We start from the raw sequence: 15,889 nt of genomic DNA, 5'->3' as shown, positions 1-15,889 counted from the left end.
TCCAGCAGGCAATCTGAAAGGGTTTGTGTAAGAGCCGTCTGAAGCGGCTCAAAAGGGGCCCGAACGGACTAGGCCGCAACCCGAAGTTCGCAACGGCATGACACAGGCACTTTCTACAGTGCGTTCAACGGCACTCCGCGGCCGTTCGACTGACTCAATCTTCCAATTCCTCAGGAGTTTCAAGCATGTCCTTCAAGACCAAGGCCCTCGTGGCCGCCCTGGCCCTGGCCGCCGTCGGTTCCGCCAATGCCACGCTGAAGTTCGGCAACGCCACCACCCAGGGCAACAGCTCGCTGTCCTTCGTGGCCATGTCGGCTGACCTTCAGTCCTCGCTGGTGGTGGACCTGGCAGCCCAGTTTGCCGATGTGGTGGCCGGCGGCGCGCTGCGCCAGGGTGCGGCCAACACCGCCAGCTGGAACCTGTCGACCGGTGTCTACACCGTCAACGGCGTGGTGCAGGCCGGTACCTACGACTACTCGAACGCTGCCAGCTTCATCTCGAGCAACACCGGTGCGTTCACCTGGGGCGTGATCGCCGGTGACGGCGTTGGTGGTGCGGCTTCGGCCTCGAACCGCATGACTGGCCAGAACATCCTGTTCACGTCCACCGCTCTGGACTTTGACAACTCCGAAGAGTCGGGCGTCACCAACGCCGCCGTCTCCAACGGTCAGACCAATGTGAGCAACCTGTACGCCGCCAACAACACCGTGGCCGGCAGCAAGCACACCGCGGGCAAGTTCGGCTCCAGCGTTGCCACTGCCGGCACCGCCTTCCTGGGCACCTCGGTGGCCGTGGACGGCCTGGGCACCTTCGGCCAGCAGATCGGCACCAACAACTTCCTGGTGGGTCTGACCGACACCGCCTACGTGATGGTTGCCCAGCTGAGCCTGGTCGGTGGTGGTCTGCCGACGGTCGGTCAACTCGGTGGCATTGCCGACAGCGCGGGCAGCGCGCTCGACGTGGCCCAGGCCGTGACCTTCACGTTCGACGAAGCCACCTCCACGCTGACCTACAGCGTGAGCGCCGTGCCGGAAGTCAGCACCTACGCCATGCTGCTGGCCGGCCTGGGCGCCGTGGGCTTCCTGGCCCGCCGCCGCCGCGCCGCCTAAGCCGCGCCGGGTGCGCCAGCCACCGGCCGGGCCGGTGGCTGGCTGCCGCCCCCTTTTCCAAAGCCTGAATTTCAGTTGCACGTCCACCCAACGGGTGGCGCTGCCTCACCCTGCCTGGAGATTTTTCATCATGACGTTCACCAAGATCGTTTCCGCCGTGGCCCTGATGGCCGCTGGCTCGGCCTTCGCCGCCTCGCCGGTGGCCCAGATCGGCATTGCCTCGGGTGCTTCGGCCTCCAAGGGCAACCTGAAGGTGGCGCTGGCCTCGCTGTGCCCGGCCCCGGCGCAGTTTGTCGAGTTTGTCGGCAGCAGCAACATCTCCACCTACTTCTGCGGTGCCGCCGGCAGCTTTGCCAGCACCAGCGCGCCCACGGCCGCCGAGTACACCGCCGCCACCGCCGTCAAGTTCACCGGCACGCAGTACTCCGAGCTGCGCCTGAACGTGGCCGGTGGTTCGTTCACCGCTGCCTGCCTGCTGGCCGGCTGGCCCGCCGGCACGGCTTGCCCGGCCGAAGACACCTACCGCGACCCCGCCACCGGCACCAACGTGCTCCGCCCCGCCGGGTCGGTGGTGGTGGGTGGCCTGATGGACGTGGAGCCGAACGGCTTCCTGGGCACGGTGCGCAATGGCGTGGCCAACCCGGCCTCGAATGTCAGCGCCGGCTTTGCCCAGACCTTTGGCGTGGCGGTGAGCCCCGAGCTGTACCAGGCCATGTTCGACGACCAGCTGAGCACCGGCAAGGTCGCCGCCGGCTGCCTGGTGACCGACACCAAGAAGGCCGAGTGCGTGCCGGTGATCGGCAAGGCCCAGATGGCCGCCATCATGAGCGGCAACACGGGCAGCGACGCCTACACCCGTGGTGCCAACCTGCTGGCCCCGTCGATCCTGGCTTCGGGCACTGCGCTGACCTATGCCCGCCGTGTCGACACCTCGGGCACGCAGGCTGTGGCCCAGCAGTACTTCCTGGGCAACGTGTGCAACGGCGCTGCTGTTGGTGTGGTGCCGGAAGGCGGCTCGGCTGGTGCCATCACCGTCACCGCACTGGCCGGCACCGGCGACGTGCGCGCCCTGCTGCGTGGCACGGGCTATGTGGTTGGCGTGATGTCGGGTGAGAACAACCAGAGCGAAGCCTGGCGCTGGGTGCGCGTGGGCGGCATGGCCATGGCCGACAGCGCCCAGCCGGCCGAAGCCGGTGTGAGCTTCACCAACACCGCCACCGCCAAGGACGGCACCTACGACATGTGGTTCGTGAGCCGCATTGCCCAGCCGGCCGCCAGCGGCAACCCCGCCACGTTCTGGACCCGCGTGCGCACGGCGCTCAACACGAGCATCGCCACCGGCAACACCAAGGGCCTGTTCGCCGTGAGCGAGACCAAGTTCAGCAAGGGCACCAGCTCGAACTGCACCCCGGTCGCCCAGTAATCCAGGCGCCTGGTTGTTGCAGCGGCCGCCCGTGCGGTGGCCGCCTGTTGTCTACACCGCCCGCGCCACCGCGGGCGGTGCCCGTTTCTGCGGAGGGCGCCCGGCCGGGTCGGCGCCACCGCTGCCAACAGCGCCCGCCAGCGCTGCCGCCCACCGTGTTCCTGCCTCAGCGCACCCTTTGCCCCGCTTTGCTGATGCCCAGCCTGTGCCTGGCCCTGGCTGGCCTGTCGTTCAACGGCGCCCATGCGCAGCCGCAGACACCGGATGCCAACGCCACGGCCCCGGCTGTCAGAGCCACCGCCACCGCTGAGCCGGCCCGCTTCGACATCCTGGCCTATGTGGTGCAAGGTGACAGCGTGCTGGGTGCCGCCGCCATTGAACGCGCGGTGTACCCCTATCTGGGCCCCGACAAGACCGTGGCCGACGCCGAGGGCGCGCGCAGGGCGCTGGAGAAGGCCTATCAGGACGCCGGCTACCTGAGCGTGAACGTGCTGCTGCCGCCTCAGCGTGTGGACCAGGCGGGCGGCGAACTGCGCCTGCAGGTGCTGCAGGCGGTGGTGGATCAGCTGCGCGTGACCGGCGCCCAGTACACCCTGCCCAGCAAGATGCGCGAGGCCCTGCCCGCGCTGGCGCGTGGCGAGGTACCGGATTTCAATCTGATGCAGCAGCAGCTGGCGCAGTACGCGCGCACCAGCGCCGACCGCGACATCACGCCCCTGATCAGTGCCGGCACCCAGCCCGGCACCATGAACGTGGAGCTCAAAGTGCAGGAGAGCCTGCCGCTGCATGCCGGCATCGAGCTCAACAGCAAACAATCACAGAACACCAGCGCTGGCCGCCTCGAAGCCGATGTGCGCTACGACAACCTGTTCCAGCGCGGCCACTCGCTGGGCCTGAACTGGCTGGTCTCGCCGACGCGGCCGCAGCAGGCCAACATCCCGTCGCTCACCTACCAGGTGCCACTGGCCGGCCTGGCCGGACTGGGTGGCCCGGGCGATACGCTGACGCTGGCCTGGCTGCACTCGAACAGCAACACGCCGACCGCACTGGGCGGCGGCACGGTGTCACGCGGCAGCACCACGCGGCTGCGCTGGCGCGACGAGCTGGGCGGCGGCGGCGAGGGCATCTCGCATGCGCTGACCTGGGGCCTGACGCTGCGCCGCCTGCGCGACGCCAACCAGGACGTGGCCGGCTTCACCACCGCATCACCGGCACTGAACTACAGCACGCTGAGCCTGGCCTACGAGCTGGACCTGGGCGCGGCGGTGCTGGGTGGCCTGGCCGGACGCAGCACACGGGCGCAACTGGACCTCAGCCTGGGCCTGGCCGCGTTGAACCGCCGGCAGGTGGATTGCGGCGGCACCCAGACCGACCAGTTTGCGTGCAAGCGCAGCGGCGCCAGCCCGGGATTCCAGACGCTGGGCCTGCAGCTCAGCCACACCGAGCCGCTGGGCCGCTGGCAGCTGCTGGTGCGCCTGCAAGGCCAGCTGGCCGATGCGCCCCTGGTGCCCGCCGAGCAGGTGGTGTATGGCGGGCTGGACTCGGTGCGCGGCTACTACGAGGGCGAGCAGGCCGGCGACATGGGCCTGGCTCTGCGCGGCGAGCTCAGCGCCCCGGCCTGGCAGGTGCTGGCGCCATGGCAGCTGCGGCCGCTGGGCTTTGTGGAAGGCGCACGGCTGCTGAAGATCGACGCCCTGGCCGGTGAACTGGGTGGGGCCAGCCTGGCCAGCGCGGGCCTGGGCCTGCGTGTGCAGACCGCCTTCGGCCTGCAGGCCTCGCTGAGCTGGGCCCGCGTGCTGCGCAGCAGCCAGCGCCTGGACAGCAAGGGCGTGCCCGAGACCCTCACCGGTGCTGCCACCGGCCGTGGCCAGCGCTGGGACCTCAGCGTGCGGCAAAGCTTCTGACCCGGCGGCCTGTTGCCACCGTCCTGAACCCGCGCGTTCGATCCACATGGTCGTTGCGCGTTGTTGATCCGATTTCCTGCGAGCCTTGACCTGCCATGAACCAGCTCTGCCACCGTCTGGTCTTCAGCCGCCGCCTCGGCATGCTGGTCGCCGTTGCCGAAACCGCCAATGCCCAGGGCAAGGCGGCCGGCCGCACGGCGCGTCGCCGCTGCGCGGGCACGGCAGTGGGGGTGCAGGGCCTGGTGCTGGCCGCCGTGGCGGCAGCCGCCGCGGCCACGCTGGCGCCACCGGCCCGGGCGCAAACCAGCACCGCCCGCCCACCTGTGGTGTTTGCCAGCAAGCTGGCAGCGCCCCGCAACAACCTGCCGGTGGCCTATGGCAAGACGGTGGGCAGCGATGGCCAGGTGCTGAACGCCACGCCGCGCGCCTTTGTCTACGACCCGGCCAAGGGCAGTGCGTCGGCCGACCTGGCCGCCACCGGCGCGGTGAAGTGGAGCGTCGACGGCAAGACGGCCACCTTCGACCAGGGCAGCCAGCAGCGCGTGGTCATCAACTGGGACAGTTTTGACATTGGTGCCGGCTACAAGGTGCAGTTCCTGCAGGACAAGGACCCGGCCAGATACGTTTCGGCCCTCAACCGCATCTGGAGCGCCGACCCCTCGCTGATCCTGGGCTCGCTGACGGCCAACCGCGAAGTCATCCTGCTCAATGCCAACGGCGTGTACTTCGGCCGCGGCGCGGTGGTGGACACGGGCAAGTTCGTGGCCACGGCCAACACGATCGCCGACAGCGTGTTCGAGAAAGGCCTGCGCAACATCACCGATGGCTCGGCGGTGTTCAGCACCACCGGTGCCGACTACCAGGCCACGAACCTCGATGCCGCCATCAGCGTGGAGGCCGGCGCCGAGATCCGCAGTGCGGCCGGGGGCGACGTGCTGCTGATCGCACCGCGCGTGCTCAACCAGGGGCGCATCGAGACACCGCAGGGCCAGGCCGTGCTGGCCGCGGGCGACAAGGTGTACCTGATGAGCTCGTCGGATTCGGCCCAGCGCGGGCTGATCGTGGCGGTCGACCCGGTGCTGGCGGCCGATGGCCGCCTGGACCCGACGCTGGGCACGGTGGAGAACGCCGCCGACGGCAGCCGATTCAGCAGCGCTGACAGCACCGGTGCGCTGATCAGCAGGATCAACGAGATGCGTGCCGAGAGCGGCACGGTGAACCTGGTGGGCCTGACGGTCAGGCAGCAGGGCCACATCAATGCCACCACGGCGGTGAAGGGGGCCAACGGGGCCATCTACCTGCAGGGCATGGCGTCCACGGTGGCGCTGGACGGCAACCCCAACAATGCCAACGGCGCGGTGGCCCGGGGCCTGAAGGCTGAAAGCGGATCGCTGGTGCGCGTGGCCGATAGGCTGGGCAGTGTCGAGATCGGCGCAGGCAGTGTCACGGCCGTCACGCCCAGCACCAGCGCGGCCACCCAGCTCGACGCCGAGGTGTTCAACCCGTCACGCATCCGGGTGGAGGCGGCGGCCATCAGCGTGGGTGCCGGCGCCAAGGTGCTGGCGCCGTCAGGCCGCATCGAGATGCTGGCCAGCACCTCGGCCGGTGACGGCGACAACAACAACCCGCTGTTCAACACCGGCACGGGTGGCGTTGGCCAGGCCGACAGCAGCCGCATCGTCGTGGCGCAGGGCGCCGAAATCTCGGCGGCCGGTCTGCAGGGCGTGGTGGTGGACGGCGCCCGCAACCAGGGCGCGCAGCGCCTGTTCCGCATCGAGTTGGCCGACGCCGCGCTGCAACGCAGCAGTGCGCTGTACCGCAGCCAGGTGTACTTTGACCTGCGCGATGCCAGCAAGGTGACGGTGGCCAACGTGGCGGGTGCCGCCGCCGCGGTGGCGCGCACGGCCAGCGAGAAGTCCACCGCGGGCGGCAGCATCGCGCTGCTCAGCGATGGTGCCCTGGTGGTGGCCGATGGCGCCAGGCTGGATGTGTCCGGCGGCTCGGTGAACTACAGCGCGGCGGTGATCCGCAACACCGTGCTGTCGCAGGACGGCCGCCAGGTGAGCTTTCGCCAGGCCGTGGCCGGCAGCCAGGTGGACGCCATCAGCGACACGCCGCTGACCGTCACCAGCCCGGCCTACACCGAGGGCGCCAGCGGCGGCAGCCTGAGCTTGAGCGCGCGCCGCATGCTGCTGGCCGCCGGCAGCCTGCGTGGCGAAACCACGCTGGGTGAACGCCAGCGCGACGGCCGCAGCGCGGCGCCCGCGCGCGCCGCGCTGACCCTGGGCCTGCGCGACACCAGCGGCAACAGCTACTACCTGGATCAGCTGGCGCTGCGCAGCGGCCAGGCGCAGACAGTGCCTGCGGCGCTGCTCAGCGCACCCTTGCAAGCGCCGCTGGACGGGCTGGACGCCGGCCTGCAGTTCGCGCTGGACGACTTTGCCGCCACCGGTTTTGGCCAGCTCAACCTGCGCGCCGCGCAGGTGAGCCAGCCCGACTTCGGCCAGCTGCTGCTGGGCACCGGTGGCGCCCTGTCCATCGTGGCCGGCACGGTGCAGCTGGACGGCAGGATCTGGGCGCCGGGCGGCACGATCTCGGTGCTGACCCCCTTCGCCAGCAGCGATGCCGACACCAGCGGCAGCGGCGACATCACCCTGTCGGGCCGCAGCATGCTGGACGTGGCCGGGCGCTGGACCAACGACACCGCGGGGGCCACCACCGACACCGCCAGTGCCGACGACATCCAGGTCAAGGGCGGTTCGATCAGCGTCCGGTCGGCGCATACGCTGAGCATCGGCGCGGGGGCCGTGCTGGACGCCTCGGCCGGCGCGCGCCTGTCGGGCAGCGGCACGCTCACCCAGGGCGCGGCCGGCAGCATTGCGCTGTCCAGCGGCACCAATCCAGACCAGAACGCCGGCTTCCGGATCGACGGAGTGGCCCTGCGTGCCCACGGCTTTGCCACCGGCGGCAGCCTCACGCTGGGCACACCAGGCCTGCGCTTTGACGGCGCCGGTGGCAGCGGCAGCGGCCTGAGCCTGGCCCCTGACTTGCTGAGCAGTGGCGGCTTCAGCCACATCGGCATCACGGCGCTGGGCGATGTGGTGGTGGCCAGCGGCACCACGCTGGCGCCGCGCCTGCTGAACTGGCAGCTCGATGCCGACTACCGCAGCACCGCCAGTGGCGCCATGGCCACGGCCGCCGCGCCGGTGCTGCTGGACACCGCGCTGACCACGCGCGCCCCGGTCAACCTGAGCCTCACGGCCAACGCGCCGCTGCTCAACGGCGGCGGCTCGCTGGTGGTGGAGCGCGGGGCCGGCATCGTGCTCGAGCCTGGCGCCACGCTGGCGCTGAGCGCCACGCGCAATCTGAGCGTGGGGGCCGGCGGCGGCAGCAGCGGGCAGACCAGCCTGCTGCAAACCCTGGGCGGCAGCATCACCCTGGCCATCACCGGCAACCGCGGTGGCGACGACGATCCGGTGGGCTACCTGGCCGACCAGGCACTGTGGCTGGGCGATGGCGCACGCCTGGTGGTGGACGGTGTGGCCCAGCTGCGCCGAGACACTGGCAGCAGCACGGCCCAGGTGCAGTTTTTGGCCGATGCCAGCCGGGCCACACCCGCCGACGAGCGCCAGGTGGGCACGGTGCTGGCCGGCGGCAGCATCCAGCTGAACGCGGCGCGCGGCCATGTGGTGGCGCAGGCCGGCGCCCGGCTGTCGCTGGACGGCGCGGTGGCGCAGGTCAACTACAGCGGCCTGCTCAGCGCCGTGCAGGTGGCCAAGGCCGCCGGCAGCCTGAGTGTGAGCAGCCCCGAGGGCATCGTGCTGGATGCCCAGGTGTCGGCCCAGGCGCCACGCAATGCCCAGGGCCAGGCGCTGGCCGATGGCGGCAAGCTCAGCGTGGCGCTGGGCCGAGGCGGTGTGCTGGCCGCCCAGGCGGATACCCGAACACCCTACCCCGCCGAAGCGCGCGTGCTGAGCGTGGGCGAGCACGACGATGCGCTGGCGCTCAGCGGCGCCACGCCGGGCAGCGATCTGGCGGCGGCCCTGGGCGCCGGCGTGGGCCGGGTGCGCAGCGCGCTGCTGCGCAGTGCCGGATGGTCGGGCCTGAGCCTGGCCGCTGCTGACCAGCTGCGCTTTGACAGCGCGCTGGCCATGAACCTGCCGCTGGGTGTGCAGCTGGATGCGCCGGCCATTGCCGCCGCGCCCGGCGTGCAGGTGGCGCTGAGCGGCGGCTCGGTGCGCCTGGGCGACGCCAGCCTGTCCCGTCTGGCCGCTGCCGCCAGCACCGCGGCTCTGGCCGACAGCTCGGCCGATGGCAGCACCAGCCTGAGCCTGAGCGCGCCCACCATCGATGTCTACGGCACGCTGGGCCTGCAGGGCTTTTCGAGCGTGGCCCTGAGCGCCGAGCAGGAGATTCGGCTGTCGGCCGCCACGCCCAACTTCGGCGTGCTGAACACGCTGCAGCGCCAGCTCGGCTTTGCCGGCACGCTCAGCCTGACTGCCCGGCAGGTGTATGCCACCAGCGCCACCCAGTACACCTTGCAGGGGCTGCAGGGCAGCCGCCTGGTGGTGCGGCAGCCGGACGGCAGCAGCCGGCCGGTGGCGCCCTTGTCGGCCTTTGGTTCGATCACGGTCAACGCCACCGACATTGACCAGGGCGGCGTGCTGCGCCAGCCTTTCGGTCGCATCACGCTGAACGCCGGCAACAGCCTGCGCCTGGGCGAGAACAGCCTGACCTCGGTGTCGGGCGATGCCGCCACGGTGCTGTACGGCCAGACGCTCAACCTGTCCAGCTGGCAGTTGTCGACCGCCGGCGATGCCTTCTTCTACCTGGCCGACAGCAAGGCGCTGAGCCTGCAGGCGGCGCATCTGGACACCGCCGCCAGCGCGGTGGTCAGTGCGGCCGGTGGTGGCAGCTTGCTGGCGCGCGAGTTTTTTGCCGGGGTCGGCGGCAGCAAGGACTACTACGCCACCAGCGGCCTGTATGCCGTGCTGCCCGACCATGCCGGCACGCAGACGCTGGCACTGGACGGCGGCTTTGGCGACAGCGCCCTGTACGGGCAGCAGATCGTCATCACGCAAACCGGATCGGGCCTGGCGGCAGGGCGCTACACGCTGCTGCCGGCGCACTACGCCCTGCTGGGCGCATCGCTGCCCGGTGGCGCCTACCTCGTCAGCCTGGCCAGCGACCAGGGCAAGTCGGTGCTGACCGCACCCTACCGCCAGGACGATGGCAGCACGGTGGTCACGGCTTACCTGAGCCGCAGCGGCTCGATCAGCGTGGGCGCGCCCGGCCAGCGGTTTGTGGTCGAGGCCGCAAGCACCTACCTGGCCAAGAGCGATGTGCGCCTGACCGACGTGAGCAGCCTGCTGAAGGCCAATGCCCAGGCCGGCGGCACGGCCGTGCCGGCCCTGCCGCGCGATGCCGGGCAGCTGAGCGTGGTGGCCACCGATGTCGGCCAGGGTTCGGTGTGGCAGGCCACGCTGGACTTGCGCGCCTCGGGCGGCCGCGCGGGCCAGCTCGACATGTCTGCCGCCACCGTGGCCCTGGTCGATGATCTGGCCAAGGCCCCGGCCGGCGCATTGACGGTCAGTGCCACCACGCTGGCCGACAGCGGCGCCGGCTCGGTGCTGTTGGGCGGCACCCGCCGCGACATTGCCGCGGCCGTCAAGGCCATCACCGCCATCGGCGGCACGCCCACCGAGGCCGACACGGCCTGCGCGCCGGTGTGCCTGGACACCCGTGCCCTGAGCACCACGGTGGATCTGGGCAGCCAGGCCCTGGTGCTGGAGGAGTTGGTGCTGGCTGCCCGCAACGATCTGAGCCTGGCTTCGGGCACGACGCTCGGCGCCAAGGCCAGCGGCACGCTGGGCGCGCACACGCTGGTCAGCCAGGGCGGCGGCGCCCTGCTGGCCGTGAGCGCCAATGCGCTGACGTTGGCGCGCAAAGACGCCGTGCTGGGCACGGGCCATCTCAGCGTGGCCGCGGGCAGCCGCCTCAGCGGCGCCAGCGTGAGCCTGGACGCCACCGGCCGCAGCCGCGTGGCCGATGACACCCAGCTGCAGGCCGGTGCACTGAGCGTGGCAGCGCAAAAGCTGGTGCTGGGCACGCCTGCGGCCGCTGCGTCAGATCCACAGGCGACGGCCGAGCAGCAGGCTGCCGAAGCGGCCGCCGACCCTGCCCTGAACCTGGACGGCGCCTTGCTGGGCGCCTTGAAGAACACCGCCGACCTGTCGCTGCAGGGCTATGCCGGCATCGACTTCGTTGGCGTGCACCACTGGGCCGGTCGCGGCAGCGATGGCGTGGCCACCCAGCTCAAGCAACGGCTGGTGCTGGACACGCCGATGCTGCGCGGCGTGGCCGGCGGCACGGCCGAGGCGCCGGTGCAGGCGCAGGTGGACCTGGCGGCCCGTGACCTGGTGCTGCGCAACACCACCGGCCTGAGCGCCGATGCGGCCACGCTGCCGGGCAGTGGCAGCCTGTTGCTGCAGGCCGCACCGCCGCTGCGTTATGGCCAGACGGGTGGCCTGACCATCGGCCCCGGCGCACAGACGCTGGGCTTCGACCAGGCCAGCCTGCGCAGCACCGGCGACATCGTGCTGCAGGGCAGCGCAGACGTGGCGGCCCAGGGCGATCTGCTGCTCAGCGCCGCGCGGCTGACGGCGGCCACCGGGGCCGATCAGCGCCTGAGTGCCAGCCGGTTGCTGCAGGTGGCCAGCGAATCCGGCAGCCGCAGCCTGGGCGAGCGCGTGGGCCAGGGCGCCAGCGTGGTGCTGAGTGGCGCCACGCTGGCCCAGGACGGGGTCATCGATCTGCCGGGCGGGCAGCTGGACCTGCTGGCCAGCGGCGGCAGCGCCGATGCGGCCACGCTGCGCTTTGGCGCCGACTCGCGCACCTCGGTGGCCGGCTACACGCTGGACGCCGGCAATGGCCAGCGCAGCGACGGCACGGCGGGCCGCATCACGGCCAGCACGCAGCTTGGCCGCCTGGAGCTGCTGGGCACGCTGGACGTGAGCGCCGCGCTGCGCAGCGACGGCAGCCGGGGTGAAGGCGATGCCGGCCAGATCAGCCTGCAGGCGGTGGGCGACGGTGGCCAGCTGGTGTTGAGCGCCCCGCGTGGCGATGGCAGCGCGGCCGCCGGCCAGCTGCTGGGCCGCGCCGGCAGCGCCAGCGCCGATCTGGGCGGGCAGTTGCGGGTGGATGTGCGCCAGATGCCCAGTGCCGATGCCCTGGCCACGGCGGCCACGCTGGGCGGGCTGAGCGGTGCCTTGTCGCTGCGCGTGCGCGAGGGAGACGTGAGCCTGGACACCGGCCTGACGGCGCAACGCATCACGCTGGCGGCCGACGCGGGCCAGCTCAGTGTGGGTGGCCAGGGCGGCAGCGTGGCGCTGCAGGCCGGCGCGCCGGGCGGTGGCGTGGTGCAGCTGGCCGCCGGCGGTCATCTGCTGCTGGGCGATGGGGTGAACATCCAGGCCGGTGCCACGCGCAGCGGCCTGAGTGGCGGTGATGTGCTGCTGAGCACCGATCTGGGCCGGATCACACTGGGCGAGGCCACCCTGATCGACGCCAGCGACGCGCAGGGCCAGGGCGGGCGCATCGTGCTGCGCGCGCGGCGCGGTGACGACGACGCCAGTGTCGCCATCGACACGCTGAACACCGCCCGGCTGCGTGCGGCCGAGGTGGCGGTGGAGGCGGTGCGCGTCTACGACGGCGTCACGGCCGTCATCAGTGGCACCGACACGGGCGAGATCCTGGGCCAGACCCGCATCCGCAATGACAACGCCAGCTTCATGTCCCAGGCTGCCGCCATCGGTCAGGCCCTGGGCCTGACCGCAGCCGACGCCGGTCGCGTGCAGCTGCGCGCCGGCGTGGAGCTGCGCAGCGAGGGCGACCTGTCCATCGACGGCGCCTGGGACCTCAGCCGCGACCGGGCCGGCGGCGAGGCGGGTTTCCTGAGCATCCGCGCCGCGGGAAACCTGTTCATCAACAGCAGCCTGAGCGACGGCTTTTCGGGCACCGGCCGTGCCGCGGCCCTCAATGCGCAGGGGCGCTCATGGTCGATGCGCCTGGTGGCCGGCGCCGACCTGGCTGCTGCGCTGCCCACCGCCGTGCAGCCGCACACCGCGGCCGACGATGACACCGGCACGCTGGCCCTGGCCGCCGGCACGGTGGTGCGCACCGGTGCCGGCAGCCTGGAACTGGCGGCCGGGCGCGACATCCAGCTGCTGGGCGATGGCGAGAGCGTGGCGGCACAGGTGTACGTGGCGGGCCGCCGACTGGGCGCGGCCGAGGCGCCCGAGGCCAGCCTGTTTGCCGGCATGGCGGTCAAGCCGCTGTTCACCACCGGGGGCGGGCGCCTGGAGCTTCAGGCCCAGCGCGACGTGCAGGCCACCGAGGCCACCCAGCTGGTCAACAACTGGTACTGGCGTGGCGGCCTGCCGGGCAGCGATGGCCAGTACAGCAGCAGCAGCCAGCTGGCCTGGTGGGTGCAGCTGAACCGCTTTGAGCAGACCCTCGGCGCCTTTGGTGGCGGCAACCTGCAGGTGCTGGCCGGGCGCGACGTGCTCAATGTGCAGGCCATGGCGCCAGACGTGGGCTGGGCCGACAGCCGCGACAGCACCGCGGCCGCGCTGCGTCGGCTGGGCGGTGGCGAGCTGACGGTGAGCGCCGGGCGCGATGTGCTGGGCGGGCAGTTCCTGATCGGTGGCGGCACGGGGCGCCTGTCGGCCGGCGGCCGCATTGCCGCAGCCACCGACAACACCCGGCTGGCCGCGCCGGTGCTGGCGCTGACCGATGGCCAGTGGCGGCTCAGCGGCCGCAGCGGCATCACGGTGGACTCGCCCTTCGCGCCCACGGCCACACCGGCCCTGCTGGGCAGCGACAACCGGGGCAGCGTGTCGGGCTACTTCTACACCTGGGGCAGCCAATCCGGCTTGACGGCGGTGTCCAACGCCGGCGCCGTCACGCTGCAGGGCGGGCCGTCCGAGGGCCAGGCCCAGGATCTGGGCCTGGATCTGAACAACAGCGCGGACCTGAGCTTCAAGGTCACGGTGCCCAGCCTGCGCCTGCTGGCGGCGGGCGGAGACCTCAGCCTGCTCAGTGGCGACAGCCAGGTCGACGCGGTGCTGTTCCCGTCGGCCACCGGCCAGCTCAACCTGTGGTCGGGTGGCAATCTGCTGCTTGGCACCTCGGGCAGCAGCCAGCTGGCCATGGCGGGCAGCCGCGTCGACACCTTTCCGGGCTTTGCCACCCCGCTGCGCGCCGATGACGGTGCGCTGGTGCTGTCGCTGATCCCCGCCACACTGAGCGGCAGCCTGGCCCAGACCAGCCTGCATGCCGACGACCGCACGCCGGCCCAGCTGCACGCCGACCTGGCCGTTGAAATACGCGGCGCATCGGCAACCCAGGCCACGCTGCAGGTGCCCAAGGCCGTGCAGATCAGTGCCGGCACCGACATCGTTGAACTGAGCCTGCGGGCGCAGAACCTGAGCGCCGAGGACACCAGCACCGTGGGCGCTGGCCGCAACCTTCAAGCCCTGAACTTCGGCAGCATTGCATTGGCCGGGCCCGGTCGTCTGGAGATCAGCGCCGGGGCCAATCTGGATCTCGGCGCCTCGGGCGGCGTGAGCACCACCGGCAATCTGAACAATGCCGCGCTGCCCGCCAGCGGCGCCTCGGTGAGCCTGACAGCGGCCACGGCCGGCAGCCTGAGCCTGGCCACGTTGCAGGCCAGCTACCTGAGCGATGCCGCGACCGGGGGCAGCGAGCGTGCGGCGACCTATCGGCTGGCGCTGCGCGACTTTGTGCGCCAACAGCTCAAGCAGCCCGGTCTGGGCTACGACGAGGCCTGGGTGCTGTTTCAGACCTTCCCGGCCAGGGCCCAGGCCGACTTCGGGCGCCAGGTGCTGGCCACCGAGTTCAGCGCCGTCTACCTGACGGCCGCCACACCGACCTTGGCCAGCATGACCGAGCGCCTGCGGCTGGCCTTCGAGCGCGACAAGGCGATGCTGCTGGCCGCTGGTGATGCGGCACTGGCCGCGGGCACCAGCCTGGTACTGCCAGGACGGGAGACGCTGGCGGGCGCCGACCTGGCCGCGTACCTGAGCGACATCCGCACGCTGGCCTTTGCCAGCCTGGATCTGGACAGCACGGTCGCCGCCCGCGTCAAGGCACTGACCGAGGTTCGCCAGGCCTGGCGCGACCGCGTGGCCAGCGATCTGGGCAGCACGGCCCAGGTGCTCGATGAACTGGCCGCCCGCCAGCCCGCCAGTGCCCAGGCGGTGGCCTGGCAGGCGGCACTGGCCGACACCGGCAGCACCCGTTTTGCGCAGTTCCGCGATCAGGCGCTGGCCAGCGAACTGGCCAGCGCGGGCAGTGCCGCGGCGCTGTTTGGCAAGAAGAGCCTGCCGATGCGCATGGCCCTGTTCGAGCAGGGCTTTCTGGCCAGTGAGCTGGCGGGCGTCGGCAGTTCCATCCATCAGCCGGCATGGGTCTCGCCGGCATCGCTGCTGCGCTACAGCGGCGCGCTGGACATGACCCAGAGCTCGGTGATCACGCAGCGCGGCGGCGACATCCGGCTGGTCAACGCCGGGGGGGCCATCACCGTGGGGCTGAAGGACACCAGTGCCGACAGTGCCTCGCCCAAGGGCGTGATCGCACTCGGCGGCGGCAAGGTCTTCGGTCTGGCGCGCGACGACTTCCAGGTCAACACCCAGCGCGTGTTCATCGTCGGCCAGGGCGACATGGCCATCTGGTCGTCCACCGGCGACATCGACTCGGGCCGTGGCGCCAACACCGCGGTGGCGGCACCGCCGCTGAGCGCGCGCCGCTCGGTCGACGGCGTGGTGTTCGAGGTGCAGGCCACCACCACCGGCAGCGGCCTGGGCATCCTGGAAGACGCCACGGGCCGGCGCGCCGGCACCATCGGCCTGTACCCGGCCTTCGGCGAGATCCTGGCGCTGGATGCCTTCATCCGCGCGCCGTCGGTGGTGCTGGGCTCCAGCATCCAGGGCGCAGACAACCTGCAGGCGGCGTCGGTGGGTGGCGCCGTGGCGGCCGTCAGTGCGCCCGCGCTCAGCCTTGCGGCGCCGGCCAGCACGGCCAACGAACAGCGCCAGCCCGAGGCTGCCAACGGCCCGGGCGGTGCCGATGCCCGCCAGCGCAATGCATTGCTCACCGTCGACCTGATGGGCATGGGGCCGGCCGACGCCGAGCCCTGTAGCGATGAGCAGCGCCGCGCCGGGCGCTGCCCGGCCCCGGGTGCTGCGCCGGTTGGGGCGCCGGGGGGCGCGCCGGTGCCAGCCGTCACTGCGCCCACACCGGCCGGGGCGCGCGTGCCTGCGGCAGCAGCAGGCTGCGCGCCGGCTGACCAGGCCGCAGGCCGCTGCAAGTAGTCCGCACGATGACCCGACGATGACGGCCCTGGCCCGGCCCACTCGGACCAGGGCCGGCCG

At 71.7% G+C, this 15,889-nt stretch carries 4 protein-coding genes; all 4 read left to right on the top strand.

Annotated elements, in window-relative coordinates; translation table 11 throughout:
• Window positions 1–185 precede the first annotated feature (185 nt).
• The 4 genes from N4G63_RS27405 (at window position 186) to N4G63_RS27390 (ending at window position 15,829) form a co-directional block, all read left to right on the top strand.
• Window positions 186–1,109, top strand: coding sequence for a PEP-CTERM sorting domain-containing protein (locus N4G63_RS27405; protein ID WP_314600477.1), 924 nt, complete (start codon window positions 186–188; stop codon window positions 1,107–1,109).
• A gap of 130 nt (window positions 1,110–1,239) precedes the next feature.
• Window positions 1,240–2,532, top strand: coding sequence for a hypothetical protein (locus tag N4G63_RS27400; RefSeq protein WP_314600476.1), 1,293 nt, complete (start codon window positions 1,240–1,242; stop codon window positions 2,530–2,532).
• Window positions 2,533–2,726: 194 nt separating this feature from the next.
• Window positions 2,727–4,436 (top strand): ShlB/FhaC/HecB family hemolysin secretion/activation protein, encoded by a 1,710-nt coding sequence (locus N4G63_RS27395; protein WP_314600805.1) that lies wholly within the window; start codon window positions 2,727–2,729, stop codon window positions 4,434–4,436.
• A gap of 95 nt (window positions 4,437–4,531) precedes the next feature.
• The gene (locus N4G63_RS27390; RefSeq protein ID WP_314600475.1) at window positions 4,532–15,829 is read left to right on the top strand and encodes a two-partner secretion domain-containing protein; all 11,298 of its coding nucleotides are present in this window, start codon (window positions 4,532–4,534) and stop codon (window positions 15,827–15,829) included.
• Window positions 15,830–15,889 lie beyond the last annotated feature (60 nt).

This window comes from Aquabacterium sp. OR-4, from assembly GCF_025290835.2.
GTDB lineage: Bacteria > Pseudomonadota > Gammaproteobacteria > Burkholderiales > Burkholderiaceae_C > Pseudaquabacterium.
This window is presented reverse-complemented; position numbering and strand designations above follow the sequence as displayed.

Coding starts and splice junctions, on each gene's coding strand:
- N4G63_RS27395 (WP_314600805.1), top strand. CDS start 2,727: ATGCCCAGCCTGTGCCTGGCCCTGGCTGGCCTGTCGTTCAACGGCGCC.
- N4G63_RS27400 (WP_314600476.1), top strand. CDS start 1,240: ATGACGTTCACCAAGATCGTTTCCGCCGTGGCCCTGATGGCCGCTGGC.
- N4G63_RS27405 (WP_314600477.1), top strand. CDS start 186: ATGTCCTTCAAGACCAAGGCCCTCGTGGCCGCCCTGGCCCTGGCCGCC.
- N4G63_RS27390 (WP_314600475.1), top strand. CDS start 4,532: ATGAACCAGCTCTGCCACCGTCTGGTCTTCAGCCGCCGCCTCGGCATG.